Raw genomic sequence first — 25172 nt, 5'->3', positions numbered from 1 at the left:
CATAGCCCTTCTAGCTGCCCCGCTAACCGGGGCCTCAGATTCCGAAACTTCAAAACGTATCACCGGCCGGGCGAATCCGGCACTGTCAACAAGGATCACACCATGGCAGACCACTCCGAGATTCCTAACTTTGCACGCGGACGCAACCCCGACAGCGACACCGTAGAGGTTCGTATGCGCTTGCCCAAATACGTTGTCAATGCATATGACGCCGTGAGCATTGCCCGCCGCCAGGAGCGAAGCGATCTCATTCTTGAGTCTCTGACAAAGGATGCGAATCAGTGGATGCATGAGGCTAGTTTGCTGGCCAACGTGGCGCGTGGCAATCCATTGCCTGCGGATTTGGAAAGGGATGCAAATGCGTAAGCAGCAAGACCTGTTCGGCAAGGCGCCGCGTAGTTTCGAGAACGATGCTTACGGCTTCCTGATCGCTTTCGCCAAGAAAGCCACCAGGCCCTTCTGCGCTGAGGAAGTAACGCTTGCAGCGATCAACAAGGGCATTGCTCCTGCTGATCTGCGCAGTTGGGGATCGATCTTCACTCAGGCGGCGCGCGATGGTTACTTCCGCCGCTCCAACCAATTATTCACCCGCACGATGGGTAACGGCACTAAGGCGCCAGGATGGGAGAAAGCATGAGCACACAACTGCCATGGTTCCGTGCCTACACGGAAATGATTGATGACGAGAAGCTGCGCCTGCTGGCATTTGAAGACCGTTGGCACTTCATGGCGCTCCTGTGCCTGAAGGGACAGGGCGTTCTGGACGATTCCGGTCCTCTGCTGATGCGCAAGGTCGCAGTGAAGATGGGCCTGGACACGCGCACCCTTGAAGACGTAGTTCGTCGCCTGGCAGAAGTCGGTTTGGTCGACCAGGACACCATGCAGCCCCTGAATTGGGACACCCGTCAGATGCGCAGTGATGCCGACCCCACCGCTGCCGAGCGTAAACGCAAGCAGCGCGCGAAAGCTAAGTCTGGCGCGGGTTCCAAGGCGGTCACGGATGAGTCACGCGTGACATGTCACGATGTCACGCGTACAGATATAGATATAGATACAGATATAGATAAAGAAGAAGAGGCAGATAAAGAGGTAGTGAAAGAACTAGCAGCCGTTAGTGGCACACAAGCCCCATCTGTGCATGCAGATGCATCGCCTTCGGCTCCACCTTCCTCAACCCGTCAGATTTCTGGTTCAGGTCGTTCTTTGCCTCACCGGCCTGATGACGTGACTGAGCAAACCTGGTCGGACTGGCTGCAACTCCGCAAGGCAAAGAAGGCTGCAGTGACTCAGACGGTCGTGAATGTCGCCCGTCGTGAAGCTGCCATCGCAGGAATGGCCCTTGAAGACTTTTTGCAGGTCTGGTGTGCCCGTGGATCGCAGGGGTTGATGGCTGAGTGGCTCAAGCCTGATGAGCGTACCCCGCGCACAGTGCAGCGCGGTAACCAAGGCCACAAATTCGCAGCAGCAGCTGCAACCATTTACGAGGCATGACCATGCACAACGTTGTTGAATTCGAAGGCGCCGTTGTGCGCGCAGCACAGCAAAGCAATCCAGCTGCAGAGCGTCAGGTTGGCGGCACGGTGAAACTCCTGTTCGTGACCTTGCAAGGCTCCTATGGCTCCTTGTTCCTCTCAAAGTTCGCCACTGGGGTGACCGATTCGGAGGGGCGGGATCTCGGGATTCGTTCGACCATGAAAGTTTGGGATGCTGCATTGAGCAAGTTTCCCGCCGCGACCATTGAGGCCGCAGCCAAGAAGCTGACACGAGAGCACCCTGAGTTTCCGCCCAATCTGCCGCAGTTCGAAGCTGTGTGTGAAGCACTGACTCCCCGCAAGACCTATGCGCAAGAGCAGGGGATCAAGGCCCTTCCTGCGCCAAAGCTAGAACCCATCAAGGTTGACCTGCAGCCCAAGAACGACGGCAAAGACTGGGCGCGTCGCATTTTGTGGCGCGTTGAGCGTAACGACAAGTCGGTCAGTGGGTACAGCCAGCGCGAAGCACGCCTAGCCCTGGGTATGGAAGGGCGGATGGCATGGCAGTGACCTACATGAAGGAAGCAAATGCGCTGGCCGCTGCCATTCGTGGTACCGGCAAGACCGAGGTGCTGCGAAAGGGCGGGAGAACGCCGGCTACTGTCGCCACTCCTGACCAGCTTGGCATCTTGGCATTCATGCGTGAGTTCTTCACTGAAAACGATCAGTTGCCTCCCATCAATGTCTCTGCAAAGCGCTTTGGCATGACGCCCAACGCGATGCAGTGGCATGTCAATGCGCTGGTGCGGTTTGGCTATCTGGAAAAAAACGCGGTTGGCAAGTACCGCTTTGCCCGCATCAAGGGGGTAGAGGCATGACCAAAGAGCAAATCATGGAACTCGTCAGCAAGGGGCTGGTACTGGCCCAAAGCCTGGGCGACACCGCAAGCTTCAACTGGCGCAAGAACATTGCACCTGTGCTCAAGCAGCTGGAGGCAGAAGGCCGCATCAAAAGGCTGCATGTCGGTGAATGGACTGGCTACGCACTGCCAGATTGGCAAATGTCTGCTGATGAGCTTCTCGCGTACCTCCTTGGCAAGTGCCGCATTGACAACGAAACCGGCTGCGAGTTGTGGGCTGGATCAACAAATGGCCGTCAGGGGCCGCTGGTGTATGTCCCAGGTGGCAAGCCCAAGACATCGGTGCGCAGGTTGATCTGGGAGACGACCACAGGCAAGTCGTTGACAAACAGCGATGTGTTGCTTCCCAAGTGTGAAGACCCCGCATGTGTGGCGTTCGGGCACATCAAGAAGGTAAAGCGAGGCCATTCCCAGAAGGGCAAGAAGATGACTCTTCTGCACCGCATGCGCCAGTCGATTGGCAGAAAGAAGCGTTCGCACATCACAGACGAGATGGTGCGTGGGTTGCGTGCATTCATTGGAACAAATCAGCAGGCCGCTGACCACTTCGGGATCACCAAAGCTGCAGCGCAAGGAATCCGGTCGGGTCGAAATCGCCGGGAGTACGCGGCGAACGGGATCTTCACGCAACTTATTGAGCGCAAGGCCGCATGAGGGGGGAGCAATGCAGCGAATTTCAAAGAACACGGGACTGGCTGGTGACGTTGGCAATGACGCCGGGGTGGTGGCACTACAGCAGGGCGCAGGCTGCCAAGCTGGAAGCCGACCAGGATGCGGCGGGTGCCTGGTCCGGGATGAGGGAGGCTGTGCGGGAGCAACTCAAGGCCAAAGGGTTCAAGCCATCGTCGGAGGAGGTCAAGCCTCTGGATTGATCGCTGCCCTGACGCTGCCATGGCCGCCAAAGGCGCTGAGCCCTAATGCTCGCCTGCATTGGGCAGTGGTGGCAAAGGCCAAGAAGGCGTACCGCGCAGAGTGCGCTTTGCAGGCGCGGGCTCAGGGAGTCAGCCGTACCAAAGTGCAGAAATTGCACATTGATCTGCTGTTCTATCCGCCGAGCCGCCGCGCCTTTGATCTGGATAACGCCCTGGCGCGCATGAAGTCTGGCCTTGATGGCTTGGCTGATGTGCTTGGAGTAGATGACAAGAATTGGAAACTGGGTATCGACAAGGCCGACCAGATCGGCGGAATGGTGAAAGTGGAGGTGCGCCATGTCCGAACCAATTGATCCTCAAGTTGCGGTTGACTACTTGCTCCAGACTGCACCCCGATACGCGGCAGCCAAGGCCAAGCGTGTCCAGCTGGAAGAGTTCCGCAAATCCAAGAAGGCCATCCTCATGCAGCAGGCCGAGGGCAAGACCGTGGCCGACCGTGAAGCCTACGCCTACAGCCACCCCGAGTACATCGAGCTGCTGAACGGCTTGGAATCGGCTGTAGAGGCTGAGGAACTGTTCCGCTGGAAGATGAAGGCAGCTGAGCTGCAGGTGGAAATCTGGCGTTCTCAGGAAGCAAGCAATCGGGCAGAGGGGAGGGTGGTGCGATGAAGCCAAGGCTTTCCCTCAAGCATGGCTATTGGTTATGTCTTGGAGGCGTAGGGTTTGGAATTGGCCCGACGCCTCAGTTCTCCTACCAACAATGGGAGGAAAACTGCCGTTGGAGGAATGAACAAGAGTTCACCAGAATCTATAGCGAAATCAAAGCTATGGTTCAACTCACATGGCAGGCTCTGGAGGACGCACGGAAATGAGCCGCAAGCAATGGACCGATGCCCAACTCTACGACCTGGCCGGCTGTGTTGCTCGTCGGATGACTTGGAGACAGATCGCCGATGAATACAAGATGAGCCAGAAATGGGTGCAGTGCGTCTACAGAGGGTATTTGCACCGGGTAGAAAAAGGCAAGTTCTGCCACTGGACGCCGATGCGCTTGATGAATCTTCATCTGGAGCGTGGCCGCGGCGTCAGTGTTGAGTCGCTTGCACATGCCAACAAGGTGAGTGTGCTGGTGGTCCATCAAAAGCTGGGTGAGGCCCGACGACTTCTGGAGGGCGCACGATGAGGCGCAGTGGCTTCAAGCGCCTGGAGCGGCAGATTGCCCCAAAGCCTGTGTGCCGACCTCTGCCTGCTGCGCCGAACTACGCACTGGCGTCTGCTGCAGCTATCCCAGTGTCAAAGGGTGAGTTTCTGCGCCATGAGGGCTACCGCCGACTGGTGGCGAGCCTTCCATGCTGCGCCTGCAAGATTGTTGGATACAGCCAAGCAGCGCATGCCAATCATGGAAAGGGGGCAGGCCTCAAGACTGATGACCGCACCTGCTTCCCGCTGTGCTGTGACAGGCCAGGGGTGAAGGGGTGCCACCCAAAATTTGACCAGTACGAGCTTTACCCCAGGATTGCTGCCGCCATCGTGGCCGAAGCCTGGGGCGCAGACACCCGCAGAAAGATCGAGATGCAAGGGAAATGGCCCAAGGATCTTCCCAAGTGGCCAAGCCCCGAGACAGAGATTCAACAGGAAAAGGAGGCCCTATGACCGAAAAGCTGACCCCCGCCCAGGAGCGAACCGCCAAGGCCCGCGTCTGTGAAGCAGTCTGGGAACTCTACGACCTCGGCGCCCCAATCACTCGGGATGCCTTGGTGCGCCAAACAGGGCTGAAGACCGTGACGGTCGATGAAGCCCTGAAATCCCTCAAGCGAGAGGACAAGATCATCAGCATTGAGCGCGGCCTTTATGAGCCGGCCGAGGTGCCTGAGCAGTCCGAGGCGGTGAGCGTAACCATCCTCCCCCGGGGATACGCCAAGATCGAGAAGGGCGACCAAGTGATGTCGCTCACCCCAGGAGAGTGGCGCATGCTGGCTCCTCTTGCCGCTGGATCAGCCGCCCAGGCCGCCGTGGTGGAGCATACGCACCTGACAGTACGCCTGGCTGACCAGGTGGAAAAACTCAAGCGTCAAGTTGCGGGGCTCAAGGAGATGCTGGAGGCGGATGGGCGGCAGATGGCAATTGAGATGTGAGGTCTAGGCTTTTCAGACTTATAAGCTGTCTCTGTAATTTAGGCGCAAGCGATCCAAACTATAGTTCTGCGCTTCACATTTATGGAGTTGGTGATGGAAGTAGGTGAAAAATTGGCTCAACAAAGCAACTCAGAACAATTGCGGGAGTTGGAGGCTAGAGTGCTCTCATGGAAGAAATGGGTTGCAGGAATAGCAGTGTGCCTTGTTGGGGCATATCTGATCTACTTTGGTTTAATCCTTGGACAAAATCCTGCAACTGATTCTGACAAATGGGGGGCTTTTGGGGATTTCTTGGGCGGGCTGATGAATCCGATAGTTGCCTTTGCGGCATTCTTCTGGCTTACCGAGTCTGTGAAGATACAAAAGCAAGAACTCGTCAATACTAGGGATGAGCTCGCGAAAGCTACCGAAGCACAGAATTTGTTGGTTTGGAATGGTAGAGAGTCAGTAAGGTTGGCGGCGGTTACGGCATTGGCAAACGCGGCATCTATGGCTATCGATCGTTTAGACAATTCCATAACACTTTATGAGATAGAGAAGCCTTCAGAGTTTTCGTCAAGTGCAGCAGAAGGTATAAAGCGTGATAATTTAATTGCTAAGATTTCTACGCTAAGGCATGAAAAGAAAACATTAGAGGCTGAGAGAGATGCATATTTGAATGAGATGAAAGAACTACTAAATGCTCATCACTTGAGCAAGAAAGATTAGCCCCCTCGTAGGGTTCGACACCAAGTAGCCTTCCCTGAACACTCAGGGAATGGCAACACCAAAGCAAGGCGCAAGGCCTGCAACCACCAAGAACTCTAAAGCTAAGCCTGCGGTCAAGAAGAAGGCGGCAGGCGTTGCTGCGCCTTTAGGTAGACCAACTGCCTATCGTGAGGAGTATTCGGATTGGGCTCTCAAGCTGGCCAAGCTGGGTGCGACCGACAAAGATCTAGCTGAGGCTTTCGAGGTCACAGAGCAGACAGTAAACACTTGGAAGAAGGTTCACCCAGATTTCTTTGAGTCCATAAAAAAGGGGAAGACTAGAGCTGATGCAGAGGTGGCAAGCAAGCTGTTCCACCGAGCAACTGGTTATGAGCATCCCGAGAACGATATTAAAAGCGTCAATGGCGAGATCGTCATTACGCCAACAATCAAGCATTACCCGCCAGATACGACAGCTGCCATCTTTTGGTTGAAGAATCGCCGTCCGGATCTGTGGCGCGACAAGTTTGAACAGGAACACAGCGGCCCAGGTGGTGGTGCGATGCAGGTTCAATCCACCGTTACGTTTGTACAGGCACCTGCCAGGAATGAGGGTGACCAGGAATGAGTGCCCCCCTGGCCATCAACGTGCAAATCCCTGCCAAGCTGTCGGGGCTGTACAAGCCTTGCCGGTACAAAGTGATGAAAGGCGGCCGTGGTGGTGGTAAGTCGCACGGTGTTGCTGAGGTGTTGCTGGAGAAGGGGGCTCGCAATCCATTGCGCATCCTCTGTGCCCGTGAAATACAGAAGTCCATGCGCGACTCTGTGCATCGGCTGCTCAAAGACAAGATCATCAAGCTTGGCCTGCAAGCGTTCTATGAAGTGCTGGATACTGAGATTCGGGGTGCCAATGGCACTCTGATCGTGTTTTCAGGCCTGCAGAGCCACACGGTGGATTCCATCAAGTCTTTTGAGGGGGTGGATCTTGTCTGGGTGGAAGAAGCCCATGGGGTGAGCAAGAAGTCCTGGGACACGCTTACGCCCACGATCCGCAAGGAAGGCAGTGAGATATGGCTGACTCTGAATCCGGACATGGAGACGGATGAAACCTACCAGCGTTTCATTGCCACACCCTCTGATGACACCTGGGTTTGCGACATCAACTGGCGGGACAACCCCTGGTTTCCAGATGTCCTGAATGAAGAGCGCCTCAAGGCCAAGCGCTCCATGCTCAAGGAGGACTACGAGCATATCTGGGAGGGCAAGGCCCGTACGGTATCTGCCGGGGCAATCTATCGCTTTGAGATTGAAGCGCTGTACCAGGACCAGCGTGTTGGCAATGTGCCATATGACACGCGTCTGCCAGTACACACAGTCTGGGACTTGGGCTGGAATGACTCTATGACCATCGCAATGGTCCAGATTGGCGGCGCGCAGGATGTGCGGATCATCGACTACATAGAGGACAGCCACCGGACATTGGATTGGTATGTCGCCCAACTAGACAAGCGCCCATACCGCTGGGGCTGGGACTATCTGCCGCACGACGGGAATGCTGGAAACTTCCAGACGGGACAGACCGCAGAGCAGAAGCTGCGTCTGCTTGGCCGGCGTCAAGTTAAGTGCAATCCGGCCCTCAGTGTGGAAGAGGGGATCAAGTCTGCACGCATGCTTTTCCCACGATGCTACTTCGACAAGAGCAAGGCAGCCAGGCTGCTGGAATGCCTGAAACGTTACCAGCGTGCGGTCAACAGCAAAACGAATGAGCCCATGGGGCCGCTGCACGATGAGTACAGCCATGGGGCAGATGCATTCCGGTATATCGCCATGTCGGCCGAGCACATGTACAGAGCCCAGCAAGAGCGCCCTATAGCAATCAATTCAAGCTGGGTAGCACACGATCCAGAGATGGGATATTGACATGCAAGCAATCACAGAAAACAACCAGGCAGACATGCAGCATGACCGCCCAGATTCTGGAGCGGATATTGGTCGCACTTTCCTCAATACGCTCCTGACCAAGCGCCGAGAAGCCATCTCCGGGCGCGCAGGAGCTGGCATCGAGGAAGAGTGGACAGAGGATGAAGAGCACTATCAGGGCATTGATGATGCCAACCGTGACTTTCAGAATGCCAACCAGCTCTACCGTAGCCGCAAGACCGCAATCCTGAGTGGCCAGAGCATGAAAAGGAATGAGGGCGGCCGCTCTGTCATCTTCCTGAACATCACCCGAAGCTATACGGACACAGCAAGCGCACGAGTATCGGACATGCTGCTGCCAATCGATGATCGGTGCTGGGAAATCAAGCCAACGCCATTGCCGCAGATTTCGCCAATCAAACTGGCTGCGCTTGCTCAACAGATGGGCGCTGACGGTCCCGAGCAGTTGCAATCTCAACTGGAGGCGCAGCAGGCACAGGCTGAAGAAGCCGCCTTGCGGATGCAGGATGCAATTGAGGATCCGTTGGTTGAATCCAATTGGCATGGTGAGGTACGCCAGGTCATTGAAGATTCAGCGCGCATTGGCTCCGGTGTCCTGAAAGGGCCATTCCCGGTCATGCGCACTGTCCGTGTGACACAAAAGGACCCAGTGACTGGCTTGACTGCAATGGTCAAGGTGGATGAAATCCAGCCAGCTAGCAAGCGCATCGATCCATGGAATCTCTTCCCTGACCCATCCTGTGGAGAGAACATCCATCACGGCAGTTATATCTGGGAGCGCGAGTGCATTAGCAGGCGCCAGATCAAGGAATTGCTGGCTGATGAGAGCTATGACATTACTGCCCTGAAGGCGGCGCTCAAAGAAGGGCCAAGCCGCGTGCGTGAAGGCACCGAGGCGACCTACCGCCCAGGCGATGATGAGTACGAGATGTGGATCTTCTACGGTTACTGCGCAAAGGAGCACCTGGCAGCCATCGGTGTTGATCTGGAAGAGGATGACGAAGATCGTGTGCCAACCATGGCGGTTCTGATCAATGACCGCCTGGTCAAATGTGTCATGAGCCCACAGGAGAATGGCGAGTTCCCCTATGACGTTCTGGCCTGGCAGCGTCGCCCTGGCATGCCATGGGGTATGGGCATCAGCCGCCAGATTCGCACTACGCAGCGCATGCTCAATGCAAGCGCCCGGGCCATGATGGACAACGGCGGTCTGTCGGCTGCCCCGCAGATCATCATTGGCAACAACATCACACCTGCTGATGGGAACTATGCGCTTCGCCCAGGCAAGGTGTGGAGGGCAGAAGCAAACGCCACGGTTCAGGATGTGCGCGGCGCCTTCAACGCCTTTGTTGTCCCATCCGTGCAGAACGAACTGATGAACATCATCAACTTCGCTCTCAAGATGGCTGAGGACACAACTGGCATGCCTGCCATGCTGCAGGGTATCCGTGGCGATGCGCCCAACACCTTAGGCGGCATGCAGATGCAGAACAACAACGCCACCAGCGTTCTGCGACGCCTTGCCAAGCGGTTTGACGACTACATGACTGCTCCACACATCCGTCGCTACTTCGACTGGATGATGATCTACAGCGATGACGAGAGCATCAAGGGAGATTTTCAGGTGGATGTGCGCGCATCGTCTGCCCTGGTGGAGCGTGATGCGCAGCAGCAATTCCTGATGTCCATGCTTCAAGCTGCTGCCAATCCGCTTTACAAACTCGATCCAGCCAAACTGGCTGCAGAGTTGTGCAAGGGGCAGCGCCTGGATCCGAAGAAATTTCAGATGGACGAAGAGGCCATGCAAGCGCAGCAACCAGCGCCTGATCCAACATTGGAGGCCAAGGCGGGGCTACTGGAAGCCCAACAGACCAAAGAACTGGCACTGGCTCGTAAGGCAGATGCAGAGGCAACCAATGTTGGCATGGAGACGCTTTACAGCGGAGTCCAGACCGCACAGGTTATTGCGGCAGTACCTCAAGCGGCAGGGCTGGCTGATGGCCTTGCTCGATCAGTTGGGTTCAAAGACCAGGATGTGGCGCCAATCTACCCTGAGGCTGACACTTCGGCCATTCCACCCATTGAGCCACAGGAGAACACGGATCCTATGCATCCAGGTAACCCAGTGAGTCCCGACATCGGTATGAAGCAGGGTATTGAGACGCAACGCCTTGATGGTGTGCTGTAACCCCCTGTAGGGTTGGACTCGCATCCCCTCCAAATTGAAACTGCTTCCATGACGAAGCAGGCAGTCGATATTAGCTCTCAGACCTGGCGGGCAGTTCAACAGTTCGCTGAGGGACAAATTGCCATTCTGAGAGAAAAGAACGATTCGCCTGTGCTGGATGCAATAGCCACTGCAGAGATGCGAGGGCGAATTGCAGCCTTTAAGTCACTACTGGCTCTGGCCAATAAACCAGACCCGGAATTGAGCACCAACGTTGGGCCAACGTACTGACCTTGGTGGAAGTGGATTTAAGGAGTGCATGACGCATGGACGAGCAGCAACAGGAGCTAGCAGCGTTTGAACGTGGATTTGCTGAGGCCAGTGGTCTTGAGCCCCCCGCACCGGTTGCGCCGGTAGCCGAGGTTCCTCAAGAGCCAGAGGTTCCGACAGAGCCACAGGAGCCTGAACAACAGCCTGAGGCGCCAGATGCTGAGGGAGCTGAAAAGACTGGTGAAACGCCAGTCGAGAAGCCCCCCACAGAAGATGACCCCGAGTTGTTTGATGGCTTCAAGCGCAGCGAACTAAAGCGCCTGGTTGAAAGTGCATCAGAAGTTGAGCCTCTCAAGCAGCGGCTGCGTAAGGCTGAGGGAAGGGTAGGTGAGCTGATCGGCCGCCTGCAACAACAGCCTCCGGCGCCGCAGGTTCAGGCATCTCAACAGGCAGTTGTGTCGGTTGAGGATCTGCCTGAAATCAAGCAGCTTGAGCAGGACTACCCGGATGTGTACCGAGGCATCCAAGCGTTGATTAAGTCGCAGCAGCCGCAGGCTCAGGTAGCCCCGCCCGTTGCACCGCAAGAACCAGTGGCCACTGTTCAAGCGGTGGAGCAGGCCGAGCCAGACCAGTTGTTCATCGAGCTCGCTGTGATGGATCGCACTCAACCAGGGTGGCGCGAAAAGGTGCAGTCGCAACCATTTGGTTCGTGGCTGGCCGCGCAAGGGGATGAAACACGGCAGGCGTTTCAGGCGGCACAAACCGCCGAAGCACTGGCCTCTGTGGTGGATGGATACGACAAGTGGATTGCTGGTCGGCAGGAGGCCGCTGAAAAGGCGGCAAAGGGCCAACAGCGATTGCAGCGTGCCGTTACGCCAACAGGCTCTGCCCAGCGTCCCCAAGCCGCGCCTACAGAACAGGAAGCAATGGAAGCTGCGTTCAAACGCACTTTAGGGCAGTAGCCCAACAAGGAGTTAAATCATGGCTCAATTCAAGACGACTGCTCCAGCGGAGCGAATTGGCAAACTGAAGGGAGAGATCCTGGCGCACGCTGTTGGCGTGGAAGTGCTGGGTATCACTGGTGTTCAGCGCGCCATCCCCAAGAACAACGGCCGCACGGTCATTTACCGCCGCTACCTACCTTTTGGTGCGGCAAATACGGACTGGAACACGCGCAACCGCCCGGTGGTGGATGCCGTTGCCCACGAGTTGACCGAAGGCGTAACGCCTGCAGCCGACACGCTGGTGCCACAGGACATCACCACAACCATCAAGCAGTACGGCTGCCTGTATGAGTTGACCGACCAGGTGGTGGACACCTACGAAGACGACGTGCCTGCTGAAATGAAAAAGCAGTGCGGCGAGCGCGTAGGCCTGCTGCGTGAAATGATCCGCTATGGCGTCATCAAGTCTTGCACCAACGTGTTCTACGGTGGCGCTGGCTCCAGCCGTGCCACGGTGGACGGCAAAATTTCTCTGAACACCTTGCGCAAGGTCAGCCGCAACCTGCAGGCGAACCATGCAAAGCGTGTGACGGGCATTCTGGCCCCCAGCGTGGATATCGCTACCAAGCCGGTGGAAGCCAGCTATCTGGTGTTCGTGCACTCGGATGCCGAAGCTGATATCCGTGATTTGCCTGGCTTCGTGCATGTCAGCGCTTATGGCAGCCGCAAGCCGGTCCATGCGCAAGAGCTGGGTTCTTGCGAGAACTTCCGCTTCATCACCAGCCCTGAGCTGGCTCCCTATCTGGGTGCGGGTGCCGACATCGGCACTACTGGCCTGATGGGCGCTACCAAGGTGGACGTTTACCCGTTCATTGTGGTTGGCGAGGACGCCTGGGGTCAACTGGCTCTGCGCGGTGCTGATGCGGTGGATCCCACCTACATCCCGCCTGGTCAGAAGGACAAGAGCGACCCCCTGGGCCAGCGCGGCTATGTGGGCGCCAAGTTCTACATGCAGTGCACGTTGCTCAATGAGGGCTGGATGGCCTTGATTGAGGCTGGTGTCTCCGCCCTGTAATGGGCACGCCCGGCGCTCCATGAGGGTGCCGGGCATTTTCAATTGACTGGACAAGCACAATGGCAACACGCAAACAAATCGATGCAGACTCGCAATTCCTGGGGGCAGAGGAAATTCGCACCGTAGGCGAGATCGGAGGCCATGCTGGTATCGATGTGGTCGACAAGCCCATGCCGAAGAAGGCCATCGATATGGAGGCGTTCATGAACGAGAGGGTAACCATCATGGTCAATCCGCCCAACAATGCCGATGAGCCTTTGCTTGTCCAAGTTGGCGTGAACGGCGTCAACCAGTTCATTCCACGAGGTGAACCCGTCCAGGTGAAGCGCAAGTACGTGGAGGTTCTGGCCCGTTCGAAGCGTACCGACTTTGCACAGACCTTGGATGAACGCCTGGGAGAGCAGGGTTTCAACAAGCTGCGCTCCATGCACAGCCTGCGTTTCCCATTCAGCGTCCTGAGCGACCCCAACCCCAACGGCGGTGCTTGGTTGACCGGCGTACTGGCGGAAGCGCGCTAAGGCACTGCCATGAATCTCCAAGAGCTGATTGCGCTGTACCGGGCTGATGGCCAGGACGGGAAGAACTCCATTGGCGGTTGTGATGATGATGTGCTGTGCTCTGACGAACTGCTGACCATCTACGCCAATGAGGCCCAGGATGAGGCATGCCGACGTGGCCAACTCTTGAGGGATTCGACATCGAGCTGGTGCACGATCAAGGCTGCAGCTGGTGCAGAAGCAATCGGCCTCAACGCGCTTGCCATTCAGATTCTGCGAGCATTCGCAGATGGTCAGCCGCTAACCACCATTCACGTCGATGAAATGGATTGCCTGTTTCCGGGCTGGCAGTTCCAATCCGCCCAGAATCGACCAACGCATTTGGTTACTGGTGTCTCCACGGGGCAGCTCTATTTGTGGCCACGGCCTGCGCAGGAGTGCACTATCAAGTTGACAGTGCAACGGCTGCCTTTGAAACCCATGCGCGCCGATACCGACAAGCCAGAGATACGACAAGAGCTGCATCCTGCTTTGGTGAACTGGATGCTCTACAGGGTGTATGGCCGCACTGACTCTGACATTTTCGACCCATCGAAGGCCGCAGTATCTCTGGCCAACTTCGAAGCCGAGTTTGGGAGCAAGTCCAGTGGCCGTAACGAAACCTGGGTGCGCCAGGGCGATGGATTGATGCCTGGACCAATCGCGTAAGGTTCACATGGCAACCAACCCACCTCGCAGCCTCATCGACTCCATTCCTTTCGACAACTATGCTTCGCCACAGGCGCAAGCACCCGCTCCGGATGGACTTGTTGCGCGTCTGTTTGGCGCTGGCCAGAGCAATGCAGCACCCAGAGCGTCTGCGCGCTCCCTGATCGATGCTGCTTTTGCCAATGAGGTGGACAAAGCCACTTCGCCTCAAGTCGCATCTGGCATTCGAGATCTCGCTGGGCGCAGCCTGGCTTCCCTGGCTGGTGCGCCAGTTGATCTGACTGCGATGGCGATGGAGCCTTTGGGCTACAAGCATCCTGCTCCAGTAGCCGGTTCGGAATGGATAGGTCAGAAGCTGGAGGATGTTGGTGCAATCTCCACTGAGCGTCGGCCGGCCGCAGAGTTGTTGGCCAATCTTGCTACACCAGCGGCATTGCCCAAGAGTCTCGCAATGATGGCGGCCATGTCTCCAGAGGGGAAAGCTCGCTTGTTGGCTGATCTGACTGCGGGCAAAGGGAGCGGGACCTATCGCCTGGGGGATGTGACGCCTGGTCAACAGAAAGCCTTGCAACGTCTTGGTACGCCACCAACCGAGTCGCGCGATGTAATGATGACTGATGCAGCCACCGCACACATGCTTGACAGGCGGGTGAACCTAGATGGCTTTTCGCCAGAAGAGGTAGTCCGCTTTGCCGAACAGGCTATGCAGCCACGATCAAATGTTTGGGTTGATCCAGCAGCGAAAGCGCATAAACCAGCATTGTCCAACAGTGGCTTGCGCGATCCAGTAACAGGCAGGTCATATACCGCTCACATGCCAATGGCGCCAAACGGCGAATCACTGGATGTTGTGACAGTCGTGCCGAGGGGGCTTCCCGCCAGAAAGACAAAAGCCCCTGAATAGGGGCTTTGTCTGGACAATTCTGAAGGGGGTGGTTCCGAACTCCACCTCTCGTACATTTTGGTCAAAAAGACCAACATTGACAGGGCACAATCAGATCATCACTTTCAGCGGCATTTCGCTGACGGTTTGATTATCGCATAAAGCCAAAAACAAATAAAGCCCTCATGGGAGAGCTTTAGATGGGCTTAGGGGAGGGGGTGGCACCGATTTCCACCTCTCGTACTTTCACGGTCCTTGCGAACTGCCATTAACACTGCACAACCTTCTAAGCACTTCCGACTTACTTTATTCAGACGGCAAGTTAATTGTATACCGAAGGGTAGAAAACAAAAGCTCCCAATGGGAGCTAGTGTCGGCCGGTCATGCTGGGATGGTTCCGAACTCCACCTCTCGTACTTCCACTGCTTTTCCAAGCAGCCATTGACGCTGCACAACATGACTAGCACTTCTGGCGTCCATTACGCCAACAGAAGTATTGTGCCCCCTACAGGGTTCGACGTAAATCCCTCCTCTGTAGATACTGCAATCTGAACTATTAGAGGTGCAGGAATGGCAACGAACGATCAACGCCAGAGTCTTATTGATCAAATCCCAATGGATGACTATCGAGCGCCGAGGCCAAACTCATTCGGAGATGCTGCGGCAGCCTCCAAGCCTGGGATGGTGCAGGTGGCAATGGCGTCGCCTCCAAAGCCTCCCTCAGCCCCTGCTACGACTCCGGCCTCCAGTCCTGTAGCAGGCCCCCTGCAGCGTAACGTTACCAATAGCGGCGTGGCAAACCCACAAGCGCCTGCACCTGTTCAGGATTCTCTGGTGAGCCGTGCCTTTGCGGGGACTCCACAATCCAACAAGGTCAGCTTCGACCCGTCCACGAACACCTACAGCGGTGGCAATGTGGGTGGCGATGTCTCTATAAATGGCGCAAGTCCTGGCTCTCCTGGCATGGGTGGTGGGCTGGTTGCACGGGCTTTTGATACTCCCCCTGCTGCTGCAAGGCCTCCGGCCGGCCAATCTCTGATAGACCGGGCTTTCAACACCCAGCCACAGCAACAGGTGCCGCAGTTCAACGCCCCCCAGGTGGCTCACAGCGGTAACGACTGGGAGGCGCGCAACAATCTGCGCAATCTGGAGGTATCAGCCAGCTCGATCACGAACAATGGTGGCGCATTTGATTCCCGCCGTGGCCGGATCAATGGGCCATCACTTGCCCAAGCGGCGTTCCAGGATGCCGCCCGCGCGGATTTGTCGGCCCGGGCAGAGCAGCCTCGCCTAGATATGGCTACCAACCAGGTCAATGCAGGCCTGCAGCGGGAGGGAATGGAACAGCAGGGCAATCAACAGCGCTCTTTGGTGCAGGCTATGCTGGGCCAGCAGGCCAACCAGACTGAGCTGGAGAAGGCGCGAATCGCCGCGGATACCGGCACTCAGCGCTCGATGATCGATGCCCTGGGCACCATTGAAGCGGCCAAGGAGAGGGCGGCTGCTGCTAATCGCTCCAATGCGCCGGCAGGCTACAGATTCAACACTAGTGGTGGGCTGGAGGCGATTCCTGGCGGCCCAGCGGACAAAAGCCAAGCCCCGCTCAATGATGTGCAGTCCAAGGCGCTGCAGTTCGGCAGCCGCATGCAGGAGGCCGACAAGACGCTATCGGATCTGGCGAATCAAGGCGTGACCCAGCCTGGGTTAATCAAGCGTGCAGCTGATGCCGTCGGTATGGGTGCAGCTGCAAACTGGACACAAAGTGCTGAGCAGCAGAAGGTCGAGCAGAGTCAGCGGGACTATATCAACGCTGTGCTGCGCCGCGAGTCCGGTGCTGCTATCAGCGATGGTGAGTTTGCGAATGCCCGTCAGCAGTACTTTCCTCAGCCTGGTGACTCTCCTGAGGTAATCGACCAGAAGCTGAAGAACCGAGCCATCGCAACGGCTGGCATTAAAGCAGAAGTGCCCAATTCTGAGCAGCGTATTGGTCAGGTGGTGGGGGCTGGGAATGCAGCGGTAGCAGCCAACACCGAGAATGCCCAAATCACCGAGATTCAGCGGCGCGCAGCAAGTGATCCTGCATTTGCAGCACGCCTGAAAGAAATGGGGTATTGAGATGGCAGCACCTGATTACTCTTCAATGAGCAACGATGAGCTGCTGGCCTCCCTGCCACCTCGCAATCCTGCGCCTGCTTCCGGGCCTGCGACACCCCAGACTCCTACCCCATCGATCCAGCAACCAGCGACGGCTCAGAGTGTTTCGGCTGCTCCACCTCCAGCCGCCGGCCCTGACTATTCGAAGATGTCGAACGAGGAGCTGCTTGCTGGCCTGAAGCCTCGGAATGCTCCACCTGCAGAGGAAGCGTCCATGGGCGACAAGGTGACCCGTGGCATGGGCCTGGGTGTGCGCAGTCTTGCGCAGGGTCTGGCCAGCGTTCCTGGTATGGTCACAGACAACCTGATCGCCAAGCCTTTGAACGCTGCAGCCGACGCCGTGATGGGCGAGGGCAACGGCCCGCGCTTGCAACCCCTGAAGCAAGCTGTTGGCAATCTGGCGACCCATGCTGGTCTACCGCAGCCAGAGACTGCCAGCGAGCGCGTAGCACAGGACATCGTAGAGGGCGGGGCTGGTGCCGCCACTGGTATCGGCGCAGGAGCTGCACTAGCTCGGGGCGCGGGTGCTGTAGCCCAAGGCGTGGGCGGCATGTTGATGGAAGCCCCGATGCTGCAGACCGCCAGCGGTGCTGCTTCTGGAGCAGCCTCAGGCATTACGCGCGAGAACGGCGGCGGGGAGGGGGCTCAGCTGGTGGCCGCACTGGCTGGGGGAATGGCTCCACTCGCTGTTGGTCGCAAGCAGGTGGTGTTGCCGGAAAAAGCGCAAGTCGCCGCAGCAGCTCAGCAGGCGCGCGAGGCGGGATATGTGCTGCCACCAGCCGACTTATCTCCTGGAAAGACGGCAGAACTGATGTCCGCTTTCAGTGGAAAGATCAAAACAGCGCAAGAGGCTAGTTCGCGCAACCAGAATGTCAGTAATGCATTGGCCAAGCGGGCGTTGGGCCTTGAGCCAGAAGTAAACATCAACCTTGATACGCTTGAAGGACTGCGCCGCACCGCCGCGCAAGCATACGAACCTGTGGCTACTTCCGGTACGGTGGTGCCGACTGACAGATATCGACTGGATCTGCAGAAGGCACTTGCACCTTTCCGTAGTCAGGCTGCTTCCTTCCCAAATGCCAAGGTTCCCGGTGTTGTTGCTGACATCCAGGCGCTCAATGCAAGGCAGTTCGATGCCGGAGACGCGCTGAACATGGTTCGATACATGCGCGAGGCCGCTGATCGTTCGTATCGCGCTGGCGAGAACATGGCGGGCAAAGCGTACAAGATGGGAGCTGGAGCCCTAGAGGACGCTCTAGAGAAGCATCTTTCCAGCCTTGGAGAGTCAGGCGCAGACATCTTGAAGAATTTCAGAGATGCACGGCAGACAATTGCCAAAACTTATTCAGTTCAAGGCGCTCTAAATCCGCAAACTGGCGCAGTGAACGCCATAAAGCTGGCGCGAGACCTTGCTCAAAACAAGCCACTGACAGGGGAGCTGCGAACTATTGCAGAGGCTGGGCAGGCATTCCCGAAGGCGATGCAGGCATTAAAAGAAGCACCGAAGGAGTTGAGCGTGCTGGATATCACGGCGGCACTTGGGGCAGGCGTTGCAGGTCACCCCCTCGCAGCTGCAGGAGTACTTAGTCGCCCTCTTGCGCGTAATGCGTTGCTGTCGGATTTGGTGCAAGAAAGGGCAGTCAGAACCGCAGGAACTCAAAAAATGATCAATTCCGACGCCGTCCCCGCCATAGCCCTAAACGCCGCCACACAGTCAGCCCAATCGGAGCAGCCGGTCTACTCTCGCAGACTAGACGCAGAGATGGCAGGCCTCCGCCAGCGCAAGAAGGTCGTGCAGGTGCCGGGCGGCTGGGCGGTGGATCAGCGCTAGGCCTTGTCCAGCACGCAGGTGGCGTAGTTGGCGGCCATGGCGGGGGTGGCTAGGAGCAGGTCTGGAGCAACCATTCGTTTTGTGGTGGTCTCCTACGCCTAAAATTTGTAGCTTCCCTACGATGGTGATAAGTGCAGACGTATGACAGTCTGATGCCACGTTTGGCATGTTCTACCTTTGCTTTCGGTCCCAAATTGACAAAGGTTTATGAGGGTCTCCTCAATCTCTCTCAGATCCTCAAGCATGCTACGCTAGCCGGTCATCCGGGGGCGTACATGAAGAAGAGTGTTCTTGTAAAAGGTATTGAAATTCAGCGGAGGATAGCGCATCGTCGATGGTGGCTGAGGCATTTGGAGACAAGACGAAAGCTGGCTAGGCGCGGGAAAGGTAGCATCTCAACCTTAAAGCGCAAAGCAGGCCCAGAAAAAAACCGAAAAAATAATGCTTGGTTTGACTACGAAGCACCAGTAGTAATGGATTTCGATGCAAATAAAGAGAATACGCTAGCTTATTTCGATGGGTTGCATAGTTCAATGCGGGAGCGCGGATCCAGAATTCGGTTGCTTTTCCAACAGCTAAGATCTATTTCGTCTGAGGCATTAATATATCTATTAGGGCAAATTCACCTTCTGCAAGAAAAGCATGGTAAGCAAAATTTGACAGGATGCTACCCAAAAAGCAGAAAGATTGAGCATTTGCTTAATGAGAGCGGTTTCTTCGGTTTGCTTAATATTAAGAAGCGCAAAGTTGCTGGTAAGAAAACGGGTTCAACTAGATTTATAACCTATAAAACTGGCAATAAACTTCAATGTGAAGATATTCCAAAAATAAGAAATGAATTGTTTGGCGATGACTTTGAGATGCCGAGTCATGTCAAAAAAGAGGTTTATAGGGCTCTTTCTGAAGCTATGGCGAATGTTGGTGAACATGCTTATGCAAACAAGGCGGTAAGTGCCAAAAGCCTCCATGGAAGATGGTGGATAGGTGCAAGTATGAGTTTGAGAAAAAATATATTTTCTCTGACATTCTATGATGCTGGAGTGGGTATACCTAAAACTCTCCCGAGAAGATATAATATGGAATTAATTAGGCAGGCCCTTTCTGTTCTTCCATTAATTGATCCTGATGATGGAGCTATGATACATGCTGCTGTTGAGTTAGGTCGAACTCGGACAGGTAAAGAAAATAGGGGGAAGGGCTTGCTTGATCTGCATAGATTAATTGATAAAATTAATGATGGAAAGTTGACCATCATAAGCAGGCAAGGGTGGTACAAGTATCGTCCTTTAAGACATCAATCTGGCCCTATGACTGGTTTTTTAGAGGGTACATTAATAAGTTGGGAGTTGCCTCTTACAAAATCTGTTAATCAATTGATTGATATTGAAATTAGCGATTTGGAGCTTGAAGATGAAAATAATATCAGTGTCTAAGAATTTTTCTCCTTTTCCTGCTGGGAGAACCCCAGCGGATGGGCCAAATTCTGGTCAACGATTTAGAGATGAATTTTTAGTCCCGTCTTTGAAAGTTGGCCCCGTATGCATTATTTTAGATGCTGAGGGATATGGCTCTTCATTTCTGGAGGAAGCTTTTGGGCAGCTTATTCCAAAGGGGTTTAATGAGGAGTTTCTTCTAAAGAATTTGTCCTTTGAGACGGATGATGAAACCTTGGTGGATGAAATTTTTGGCTATATAAAAGATGAAGCCTCTCGCTAAGGGGGCTTAATGGATTATAAAATAGCAAGCCTGGTTAGTTTTTTTGCTGGCGCATTTTCTTGGGAGATTTTTTGGAAGATTTATTTTTATCATAAAGAAAAAAATAACAAAGCTGAAAGACGATCGCTTGATATAATCTCAGCTGATCTTGAGGGTATCCATACATTGGTTGAAACTGTTCAGCTGCAAGCTTATAAATATTATTCAAGCCCTGGCTTGTCAGATGCGCAATTGTCTAAGGATATTAAGATTGGCGTTAAGCAGGTGGGCGATAGATTTTCAAGAATTAATAAATTGTTAGAGCGAGAGCGTCATGGTAAAATTGATTCTGACCTAATGGTTTCTTTCAGAAGGTCCATGACTCTGGGTTTGGATACTGCCTCAAGACCTGCGTGGGACTTGAATTCGGATTGCTACAATCACATAGCTAATTCATCATCTGAATTGCTCTCTGCTTGTCGCAATTGTCAAATCGCGCTTGCCCACAAATCTTGATTGCGTAGTATTGCAAGAACCCGCTTCGGCGGGTTTTCTTTTGTCTGGTGGTGGCTGGGGCAACAAAAAACCGTCCTGAGACGGTTGTGTGGGGCTCCATCAAGGCTCGATAGAATGGTTTCTTCCTAGGTCGAATTTTATGAACCAATACCCATTCGTTCTCCGCGTTACCTCCACTCCTCCAGGGGAGGCTCCAGAATGGGTACGCCAAAAGTGGGTTGGCTTATCTTTGCCGCTTGCACAGAAAGATGCATCAGCACGAAACTACTTCACTTCAGAAGTACTGTCTGGCCCCAAAGGCTTGTTCTCGTGCTTGCTAGCCTTGTGCACAGGGAAGATTGTGCGCAAACCAGGTTACGCGGTTGAGAGTCTCAAAGCCATTCAAATTCTAGAAGCAGCACATCCGGAGGCTGGTGCTTGGTGGAGAGCTAACACGCCGGAGCTTCTAGATCCTCGTAGGAGCTTTGTATTTCAACTTGGAGTAGGCCATGTTGAAGAGAACGAATCACCGGCTTCTGATAACAGCTAAGTACTTATAGAGCAGTGCCATAGTGCCTCCGCTCCCAGAGGCAAGGTGATGGTAGGGGAAGGGGAGGGAGGGCGCTTTGCGGTGGATCAAGAACGGAATCGTTCTGGAGTAGCGGGCGCATGAAGGCGAAAACGCTGGAAGCGAACACCATCGCACTCAACCTCGCCATCTTCCAGAAACCCGAGTCTCGCTACCCCCTTGATTCTTGTTCTTGAGAACGGCAGAAGAATGGTTATGGACTCCAACCCCATGGTTGTGAATGCCCGATTGATGATCTCTTCGTAGATAGCTTTTCCACTTCCCCAGAAGTGCGGGTGAAGTACTAGTGCCAGATCAGCATCGCCATCCTCGTGCTGCAATCCGCCCCAGCCTGCAAATTGATGATCGATGAAGAATGCCCATGGGCCATACCCGTTCTGCTCCCACTGGGCATCCTTTTGTTTGATCCATTCTTTCGCCTTCACCTCATCAAAGTCGGGGCTGCCAAGTGGCATTTGCCGCAACACGTCAGGGTGGTTGTTGAGCGAGATGATGTCTTGCAGACTGGCTTCGGTGAGGCGCTTGAACTTTAAGTCCATTGTTCTAAATCTGTGTGGCCGCTTATCGCTGAGTCCAGAGCTATCGGCGGCAGTGAAGCTCGCCATCAGCAAAAAAGCCCACATCAGTGGGCTCGTCTTGGGGGAGGGTGGGGTTAGTGGCCGAAGAAGCTGGGGGTCTATTGGTCAAGGATGCAAACTAGTGCAATCACTGCAACGCCTATCAGAATTGAAACGAAGTATCCATTGAATACGCCGATTGTCATGAGACCTAGCGCTACAGCCCAAAAGACCCACTTGAGTAAACCGATCTTCCACCGGCCCTCGTTCAATTCCTGCTGCCTTGCACCGTCAAGCAGGCGCTGCGATTCCTGCATCGACATGGGCGGCTTGTAAGGATTGGGCTTGCTCATGCCCAGCATATTACCGCAGGACCGCCAAAACCTCCTAATGCGGTGGCGCACAGGCAACCAGGGCCAGCCTTGCATGTTCAGGTCAGCCAATAGCAGAGCACCTTCCAGCTCGGATCGAGAGACATTGCGATCTAGGCAGAGGCCTTCGCGCAGAACCCGACCTTTGACTGCTTGAAGCGCCTGCGATAGTGGGCGGTCCGGCTTGATGCTGCCAGTAGAAAAACACAGCAATTGCTCTGCAAGGTAACCGGAAATTTCGTCCGACTCCTGCCGAGCAGTCAGCTGGTAGTTTCCAGCGTCATCGGTGTAGGTTCTGCGAATATGTTGGCAAATCTGCTGCAGTCCTGGCTCTCCAGCACGAACACCTTCGCTGATGTGACGCATGAAGTGCTTCCACTCGCTACCCATCAGCTGCCGGAGGCCATGGTGGCCAATCGCCTCATGCGCCAAGGTCTGCGCCATGGAGTCCAGCGGCTGTTCGGCAACCAGGTGCACAGCGCCGCCCCAATACAGACCGCGCGCATCATCAGGCGCAGGCACGGGCAAGTCGCGGGCTGTAGGTGCGATGTGAACCTTGGGGCCGCGATGCCATCGTGCGGTGAAGTAGCGCGTGAGGCTTGAAGCAAGTCTTGTGTTCATCTAGCACTCCGCCTAGGAATACATTTCTTGCAGTACTTTGAGGCAGGCTTGCGTCACTTGGCTCTTCACCTCGCCGCGCTTCTCAATGAGGCGGGACTTATCTACTGCCCGCATCTGATCAAGAAGGACCAAGCCCTGCGTGCTCTGAAATGTCACAGGTACGCGGAATGGCGCAGGGTGACTTCCAGTCGTCATGGGCGCAACTGTCACGATGCCGAGGCCAAGGTTCATTTCGTCTGGGGACAGCACAACACAGGGCCGGGTCTTTTGGATCTCTTTTCCTTGGGTAGGGTCAAGGTTGACCAGCCAGATTTCGCCCCGTTTGACGTGATGGCTGCTGCTTACCACTCCACGGCCTCCTTTGGTTCATTTGCCAGAGGGGCAGGCGAATCGTCCCATGCCAAATTTTCATCTCCAGTATTCGAAAACTCACCCATGACAAGGTGATCATCTTTAGCTGCTGCAACTTTGGCTGCAGCATCTGCCCATCCATTGCGAACGGATGGAAGAGCCTTGATAACAATTGCGCCCTCCAATACTTCTGCGTTTGCAACAGTTGCGCCAGTTAGGCCCGCTTGAGACAGGAGTGCCTTAGGCAAGACGATGCCTTTGCTGTTTCCAAATGCGCGAATGGTGAGCTCCATATGACCTCCGAAAGTTATTACTATGTTATAACAATTGGGGTGCTTGTGCAACCCCCTATGGCATGACCAATCCCCCTCTAGGGCTTGCCCACCCCCTTGCCATAGCCGACCATAAAGTGAAAGCCGCCTCGGTGGGCGGCGGGAGTGGGTTGCATGAACAATGTGAGCTGGATTGCTTTGGTATTGGCTACATTGGCCCTGGGCGTTGCTTTGTACGCACTTGGAGTAGCGCGAGAAAAAAGAGGGCTTCGCCTCATGAGCGAAGCTTCTGTAGATGATCTTTCGAAACTGCAGGCGCTCCTTAGCGAAGTGATCTATCGTGCTCCTGACATCAAGCGTCAATCGGATGCGATTTCTTCAGCTCATCTCACAAGTGCAAGAAATGCTTCTTTCGCCAAAGAAGAAGAAAGGCAAAGACAGTACAGGCAATCACTCATTTAGAGTTTTTTTCACGATTCGCACTTGGGAATGTGTCAACCCAAAATGGAATGAATGAGCCCGCATCAGAGGACAATTTTTCTAGGTCGGCAAATTGATGTAAGGCTGGTCCTAGCAAATGACCCCAGCGGGTCAACAACTCATCACGGCGTGGATTAGATTCAAGAATTGCACCAGCAAATGCTGTCAGCGCGGCGACGCGAGCTTGTAGAATCTTTTGATCAGCTTGCAGCACACCAATAGCTCTTTCGATTTCTGCACTAGTCATAAACCCTCTAGGGATGGAAGTTGAGGAACTGCCATGGTATCCCTGGAGGGTTTTCTTTTGGCACCCCTCTAGGGTTAGTCACCACGCCCCATCACTGGAACACTCCTTGGAAACCATCAACCAGGAGTGCGCCAAGTGCCCAATACCAGCTATCCAAAGGGGATGGAGAAACTGCTCTCCGCCCAGATCAATCTGCTCAATGACGACCTTCGTGTCGCGCTCCTGCCCCCGACCTATACCTACAGCAACACGCATGAGTTCCTGAGCAACCTGGGAACGCGCATCGGCACAGACATGGTGCTGGCCAACAAGGATGTGACAGGCGGGGTGTTTGATGCTGACGATGTGGCGACCGACCCACTGCCGCCTGGGAATACGGCCAAGTCCGTGGCGATTTACAAGAACACCGGCAACGCTTCGACTTCGCCATTGCTGTTCTTCTTCGACACTGTGACCGGCTTGCCCATGGCGACCAATGGCGGCGCGATCAACTTCCCATGGAGCGATGGTCCGGACAAGATCGCAGTGCTCGATGGTCCATTCATCCCCTTGGGCGGCGAACTGGTAATGAAGGCTGGCGTGAACTTCCTCACGGATACCCTCAAGGTTGCGATGTTGCCGGCCACTTTTGACCATGAAGGCACCTACCAAAGCTTGGCCGACCTGGGCGAGATCATTGGCACACCCGTTGAACTGACAGGCAAATCCATCACTGGCGGTGTCTTTGATGCTGCTGATGTGGACTTCGGCACAGTGCCTGCTGGCAAATCGCCTGGCTCAGTGGCACTGTTTCGCCAGGAGGCCGATGCGGCCACTTCGCCCGTTCTGCAGATCATCAAAGATGACATCATGGGCCTGCCTTTCGCTGGCAATGGGGGCGGCTTCAAGCTGCGCTGGTCGGATGGCAACGCCAAGATCTTCTCGCTGATCCCAGCGTAA

General features: G+C 55.1%; 33 protein-coding genes. 28 read left to right on the top strand and 5 right to left on the bottom strand.

What is annotated here, in order from left to right; genetic code table 11:
• Positions 1-102: 102 nt before the first annotated feature.
• The 26 genes from ACH2DG_RS11800 (at position 103) to ACH2DG_RS11675 (ending at position 20766) form a co-directional block, all read left to right on the top strand.
• The gene (locus ACH2DG_RS11800; RefSeq protein WP_395026313.1) at positions 103-366 is read left to right on the top strand and encodes a hypothetical protein; all 264 of its coding nucleotides are present in this window, start codon (positions 103-105) and stop codon (positions 364-366) included.
• A complete protein-coding gene (locus ACH2DG_RS11795) occupies positions 359-637 on the top strand; it encodes a hypothetical protein (RefSeq protein WP_395026312.1) in 279 nt (92 codons plus the stop codon). Before ACH2DG_RS11800 ends, ACH2DG_RS11795 begins: the two co-directional genes overlap by 8 nt.
• Positions 634-1491 (top strand): hypothetical protein, encoded by an 858-nt coding sequence (locus ACH2DG_RS11790; protein ID WP_395026310.1) that lies wholly within the window; start codon positions 634-636, stop codon positions 1489-1491. The genes ACH2DG_RS11795 and ACH2DG_RS11790 overlap by 4 nt, the downstream gene beginning before the upstream one ends.
• Before the next feature lie 2 nt (positions 1492-1493).
• Positions 1494-2042: a hypothetical protein gene (locus ACH2DG_RS11785; RefSeq protein WP_395026309.1), complete on the top strand. Its 549-nt coding sequence runs from the start codon at positions 1494-1496 to the stop codon at positions 2040-2042.
• Positions 2033-2350, top strand: a complete 318-nt coding sequence (locus tag ACH2DG_RS11780) for a hypothetical protein (RefSeq protein WP_224149161.1) — start codon at positions 2033-2035, stop codon at positions 2348-2350. The genes ACH2DG_RS11785 and ACH2DG_RS11780 overlap by 10 nt, the downstream gene beginning before the upstream one ends.
• Positions 2347-3045, top strand: a complete 699-nt coding sequence (locus ACH2DG_RS11775; RefSeq protein WP_395026307.1) for a hypothetical protein — start codon at positions 2347-2349, stop codon at positions 3043-3045. Before ACH2DG_RS11780 ends, ACH2DG_RS11775 begins: the two co-directional genes overlap by 4 nt.
• Positions 3046-3089: 44 nt before the next feature.
• Positions 3090-3263 (top strand): hypothetical protein, encoded by a 174-nt coding sequence (locus tag ACH2DG_RS11770; RefSeq protein ID WP_395026306.1) that lies wholly within the window; start codon positions 3090-3092, stop codon positions 3261-3263.
• On the top strand, positions 3260-3616 hold the full coding sequence (locus ACH2DG_RS11765) for an endonuclease (protein ID WP_395026303.1): 357 nt from the start codon (positions 3260-3262) through the stop codon (positions 3614-3616). Before ACH2DG_RS11770 ends, ACH2DG_RS11765 begins: the two co-directional genes overlap by 4 nt.
• Entirely contained in the window at positions 3600-3932 is a 333-nt protein-coding gene (locus ACH2DG_RS11760; RefSeq protein ID WP_224149157.1) for a hypothetical protein, read from the top strand. Before ACH2DG_RS11765 ends, ACH2DG_RS11760 begins: the two co-directional genes overlap by 17 nt.
• 199 nt (positions 3933-4131) lie before the next feature.
• Positions 4132-4446 (top strand): hypothetical protein, encoded by a 315-nt coding sequence (locus ACH2DG_RS11755; protein ID WP_395026302.1) that lies wholly within the window; start codon positions 4132-4134, stop codon positions 4444-4446.
• Positions 4447-4912: 466 nt separating this feature from the next.
• Positions 4913-5398, top strand: a complete 486-nt coding sequence (locus tag ACH2DG_RS11750) for a hypothetical protein (RefSeq protein WP_395026301.1) — start codon at positions 4913-4915, stop codon at positions 5396-5398.
• Positions 5399-5491: 93 nt separating this feature from the next.
• The gene (locus tag ACH2DG_RS11745) at positions 5492-6106 is read left to right on the top strand and encodes a hypothetical protein (protein WP_395026300.1); all 615 of its coding nucleotides are present in this window, start codon (positions 5492-5494) and stop codon (positions 6104-6106) included.
• Between the two features lie 49 nt (positions 6107-6155).
• Complete coding sequence (locus tag ACH2DG_RS11740; protein WP_395026298.1) at positions 6156-6713, top strand: helix-turn-helix domain-containing protein; 558 nt, start codon at positions 6156-6158, stop codon at positions 6711-6713.
• Positions 6710-8005 carry a PBSX family phage terminase large subunit gene (locus ACH2DG_RS11735; RefSeq protein ID WP_395026297.1) on the top strand — a complete coding sequence of 432 codons (1296 nt, stop codon included), beginning with the start codon at positions 6710-6712 and terminating at the stop codon, positions 8003-8005. The genes ACH2DG_RS11740 and ACH2DG_RS11735 overlap by 4 nt, the downstream gene beginning before the upstream one ends.
• Position 8006: 1 nt before the next feature.
• Entirely contained in the window at positions 8007-10214 is a 2208-nt protein-coding gene (locus ACH2DG_RS11730; protein WP_395026295.1) for a hypothetical protein, read from the top strand.
• Positions 10215-10262: 48 nt separating this feature from the next.
• The gene (locus ACH2DG_RS11725; RefSeq protein WP_224149149.1) at positions 10263-10484 is read left to right on the top strand and encodes a hypothetical protein; all 222 of its coding nucleotides are present in this window, start codon (positions 10263-10265) and stop codon (positions 10482-10484) included.
• A 35-nt stretch (positions 10485-10519) separates the two neighbouring features.
• A complete protein-coding gene (locus ACH2DG_RS11720) occupies positions 10520-11425 on the top strand; it encodes a hypothetical protein (RefSeq protein ID WP_395026293.1) in 906 nt (301 codons plus the stop codon).
• Positions 11426-11444: 19 nt separating this feature from the next.
• Complete coding sequence (locus ACH2DG_RS11715; protein ID WP_395026292.1) at positions 11445-12482, top strand: N4-gp56 family major capsid protein; 1038 nt, start codon at positions 11445-11447, stop codon at positions 12480-12482.
• Between the two features lie 59 nt (positions 12483-12541).
• Positions 12542-13000, top strand: a complete 459-nt coding sequence (locus ACH2DG_RS11710) for a hypothetical protein (RefSeq protein WP_395026290.1) — start codon at positions 12542-12544, stop codon at positions 12998-13000.
• 9 nt (positions 13001-13009) lie between these two features.
• On the top strand, positions 13010-13687 hold the full coding sequence (locus tag ACH2DG_RS11705; RefSeq protein ID WP_395026289.1) for a DUF6682 family protein: 678 nt from the start codon (positions 13010-13012) through the stop codon (positions 13685-13687).
• Between the two features lie 7 nt (positions 13688-13694).
• The gene (locus ACH2DG_RS11700; RefSeq protein WP_395026287.1) at positions 13695-14591 is read left to right on the top strand and encodes a hypothetical protein; all 897 of its coding nucleotides are present in this window, start codon (positions 13695-13697) and stop codon (positions 14589-14591) included.
• Between the two features lie 813 nt (positions 14592-15404).
• Positions 15405-16685 (top strand): hypothetical protein, encoded by a 1281-nt coding sequence (locus ACH2DG_RS11695; protein ID WP_395026286.1) that lies wholly within the window; start codon positions 15405-15407, stop codon positions 16683-16685.
• A gap of 253 nt (positions 16686-16938) precedes the next feature.
• The gene (locus ACH2DG_RS11690) at positions 16939-18555 is read left to right on the top strand and encodes a hypothetical protein (RefSeq protein WP_395026285.1); all 1617 of its coding nucleotides are present in this window, start codon (positions 16939-16941) and stop codon (positions 18553-18555) included.
• 275 nt (positions 18556-18830) lie between these two features.
• A complete protein-coding gene (locus ACH2DG_RS11685) occupies positions 18831-19988 on the top strand; it encodes a hypothetical protein (protein WP_395026284.1) in 1158 nt (385 codons plus the stop codon).
• Positions 19981-20271, top strand: coding sequence for an STAS-like domain-containing protein (locus tag ACH2DG_RS11680; RefSeq protein ID WP_395026283.1), 291 nt, complete (start codon positions 19981-19983; stop codon positions 20269-20271). Before ACH2DG_RS11685 ends, ACH2DG_RS11680 begins: the two co-directional genes overlap by 8 nt.
• Before the next feature lie 9 nt (positions 20272-20280).
• Positions 20281-20766 carry a hypothetical protein gene (locus ACH2DG_RS11675; RefSeq protein WP_395026282.1) on the top strand — a complete coding sequence of 162 codons (486 nt, stop codon included), beginning with the start codon at positions 20281-20283 and terminating at the stop codon, positions 20764-20766.
• Positions 20767-21381: 615 nt separating this feature from the next.
• Here ACH2DG_RS11675 and ACH2DG_RS11670 read toward each other — a convergent pair.
• The 4 genes from ACH2DG_RS11670 to ACH2DG_RS11655 form a co-directional block, all read right to left on the bottom strand.
• The gene (locus ACH2DG_RS11670) at positions 21382-21873 is read right to left on the bottom strand and encodes a GNAT family N-acetyltransferase (protein WP_395026280.1); all 492 of its coding nucleotides are present in this window, start codon (positions 21871-21873) and stop codon (positions 21382-21384) included.
• Between the two features lie 137 nt (positions 21874-22010).
• The gene (locus ACH2DG_RS11665) at positions 22011-22883 is read right to left on the bottom strand and encodes a hypothetical protein (protein WP_395026279.1); all 873 of its coding nucleotides are present in this window, start codon (positions 22881-22883) and stop codon (positions 22011-22013) included.
• Between the two features lie 12 nt (positions 22884-22895).
• Positions 22896-23231, bottom strand: coding sequence for a type II toxin-antitoxin system PemK/MazF family toxin (locus ACH2DG_RS11660; RefSeq protein ID WP_395026278.1), 336 nt, complete (start codon positions 23229-23231; stop codon positions 22896-22898).
• On the bottom strand, positions 23225-23527 hold the full coding sequence (locus ACH2DG_RS11655) for an AbrB/MazE/SpoVT family DNA-binding domain-containing protein (RefSeq protein ID WP_395026276.1): 303 nt from the start codon (positions 23525-23527) through the stop codon (positions 23225-23227). Before ACH2DG_RS11655 ends, ACH2DG_RS11660 begins: the two co-directional genes overlap by 7 nt.
• A gap of 153 nt (positions 23528-23680) precedes the next feature.
• Here ACH2DG_RS11655 and ACH2DG_RS11650 point away from each other — a divergent pair, with 153 nt between their 5' ends.
• Positions 23681-23968 (top strand): hypothetical protein, encoded by a 288-nt coding sequence (locus tag ACH2DG_RS11650; RefSeq protein ID WP_395026274.1) that lies wholly within the window; start codon positions 23681-23683, stop codon positions 23966-23968.
• On the opposite strand, the gene ACH2DG_RS11645 is transcribed toward ACH2DG_RS11650, so the two are convergent.
• On the bottom strand, positions 23961-24233 hold the full coding sequence (locus ACH2DG_RS11645) for a hypothetical protein (protein WP_395026272.1): 273 nt from the start codon (positions 24231-24233) through the stop codon (positions 23961-23963). The two genes, ACH2DG_RS11650 and ACH2DG_RS11645, sit on opposite strands and share 8 nt — an antisense overlap.
• 135 nt (positions 24234-24368) lie before the next feature.
• Between ACH2DG_RS11645 and ACH2DG_RS11640 the strand changes: the two genes are divergently transcribed.
• Positions 24369-25172, top strand: a complete 804-nt coding sequence (locus ACH2DG_RS11640; protein ID WP_395026270.1) for a hypothetical protein — start codon at positions 24369-24371, stop codon at positions 25170-25172.

The organism is Comamonas odontotermitis (genome assembly GCF_040396735.1).
In the GTDB taxonomy this organism is placed as follows: Bacteria; Pseudomonadota; Gammaproteobacteria; order Burkholderiales; family Burkholderiaceae_C; genus Comamonas; species Comamonas odontotermitis_C.
This window is presented reverse-complemented; position numbering and strand designations above follow the sequence as displayed.

Bases quoted from the DNA above. Each gene is read 5' to 3' on its own strand.
- ACH2DG_RS11700 (WP_395026287.1), top strand. From the start codon at position 13,695: ATGGCAACCAACCCACCTCGCAGCCTCATCGACTCCATTCCTTTCGAC.
- ACH2DG_RS11670 (WP_395026280.1), bottom strand. From the start codon at position 21,873: ATGGACTTAAAGTTCAAGCGCCTCACCGAAGCCAGTCTGCAAGACATC.
- ACH2DG_RS11750 (WP_395026301.1), top strand. From the start codon at position 4,913: ATGACCGAAAAGCTGACCCCCGCCCAGGAGCGAACCGCCAAGGCCCGC.
- ACH2DG_RS11710 (WP_395026290.1), top strand. From the start codon at position 12,542: ATGGCAACACGCAAACAAATCGATGCAGACTCGCAATTCCTGGGGGCA.
- ACH2DG_RS11795 (WP_395026312.1), top strand. From the start codon at position 359: ATGCGTAAGCAGCAAGACCTGTTCGGCAAGGCGCCGCGTAGTTTCGAG.
- ACH2DG_RS11775 (WP_395026307.1), top strand. From the start codon at position 2,347: ATGACCAAAGAGCAAATCATGGAACTCGTCAGCAAGGGGCTGGTACTG.
- ACH2DG_RS11690 (WP_395026285.1), top strand. From the start codon at position 16,939: ATGGGCGACAAGGTGACCCGTGGCATGGGCCTGGGTGTGCGCAGTCTT.
- ACH2DG_RS11745 (WP_395026300.1), top strand. From the start codon at position 5,492: ATGGAAGTAGGTGAAAAATTGGCTCAACAAAGCAACTCAGAACAATTG.
- ACH2DG_RS11720 (WP_395026293.1), top strand. From the start codon at position 10,520: ATGGACGAGCAGCAACAGGAGCTAGCAGCGTTTGAACGTGGATTTGCT.
- ACH2DG_RS11740 (WP_395026298.1), top strand. From the start codon at position 6,156: ATGGCAACACCAAAGCAAGGCGCAAGGCCTGCAACCACCAAGAACTCT.
- ACH2DG_RS11715 (WP_395026292.1), top strand. From the start codon at position 11,445: ATGGCTCAATTCAAGACGACTGCTCCAGCGGAGCGAATTGGCAAACTG.
- ACH2DG_RS11665 (WP_395026279.1), bottom strand. From the start codon at position 22,883: ATGAACACAAGACTTGCTTCAAGCCTCACGCGCTACTTCACCGCACGA.
- ACH2DG_RS11655 (WP_395026276.1), bottom strand. From the start codon at position 23,527: ATGGAGCTCACCATTCGCGCATTTGGAAACAGCAAAGGCATCGTCTTG.
- ACH2DG_RS11645 (WP_395026272.1), bottom strand. From the start codon at position 24,233: ATGACTAGTGCAGAAATCGAAAGAGCTATTGGTGTGCTGCAAGCTGAT.
- ACH2DG_RS11780 (WP_224149161.1), top strand. From the start codon at position 2,033: ATGGCAGTGACCTACATGAAGGAAGCAAATGCGCTGGCCGCTGCCATT.
- ACH2DG_RS11760 (WP_224149157.1), top strand. From the start codon at position 3,600: ATGTCCGAACCAATTGATCCTCAAGTTGCGGTTGACTACTTGCTCCAG.
- ACH2DG_RS11725 (WP_224149149.1), top strand. From the start codon at position 10,263: ATGACGAAGCAGGCAGTCGATATTAGCTCTCAGACCTGGCGGGCAGTT.
- ACH2DG_RS11730 (WP_395026295.1), top strand. From the start codon at position 8,007: ATGCAAGCAATCACAGAAAACAACCAGGCAGACATGCAGCATGACCGC.
- ACH2DG_RS11755 (WP_395026302.1), top strand. From the start codon at position 4,132: ATGAGCCGCAAGCAATGGACCGATGCCCAACTCTACGACCTGGCCGGC.
- ACH2DG_RS11735 (WP_395026297.1), top strand. From the start codon at position 6,710: ATGAGTGCCCCCCTGGCCATCAACGTGCAAATCCCTGCCAAGCTGTCG.
- ACH2DG_RS11790 (WP_395026310.1), top strand. From the start codon at position 634: ATGAGCACACAACTGCCATGGTTCCGTGCCTACACGGAAATGATTGAT.
- ACH2DG_RS11685 (WP_395026284.1), top strand. From the start codon at position 18,831: ATGAAGAAGAGTGTTCTTGTAAAAGGTATTGAAATTCAGCGGAGGATA.
- ACH2DG_RS11800 (WP_395026313.1), top strand. From the start codon at position 103: ATGGCAGACCACTCCGAGATTCCTAACTTTGCACGCGGACGCAACCCC.
- ACH2DG_RS11785 (WP_395026309.1), top strand. From the start codon at position 1,494: ATGCACAACGTTGTTGAATTCGAAGGCGCCGTTGTGCGCGCAGCACAG.
- ACH2DG_RS11675 (WP_395026282.1), top strand. From the start codon at position 20,281: ATGGATTATAAAATAGCAAGCCTGGTTAGTTTTTTTGCTGGCGCATTT.
- ACH2DG_RS11705 (WP_395026289.1), top strand. From the start codon at position 13,010: ATGAATCTCCAAGAGCTGATTGCGCTGTACCGGGCTGATGGCCAGGAC.
- ACH2DG_RS11650 (WP_395026274.1), top strand. From the start codon at position 23,681: ATGAACAATGTGAGCTGGATTGCTTTGGTATTGGCTACATTGGCCCTG.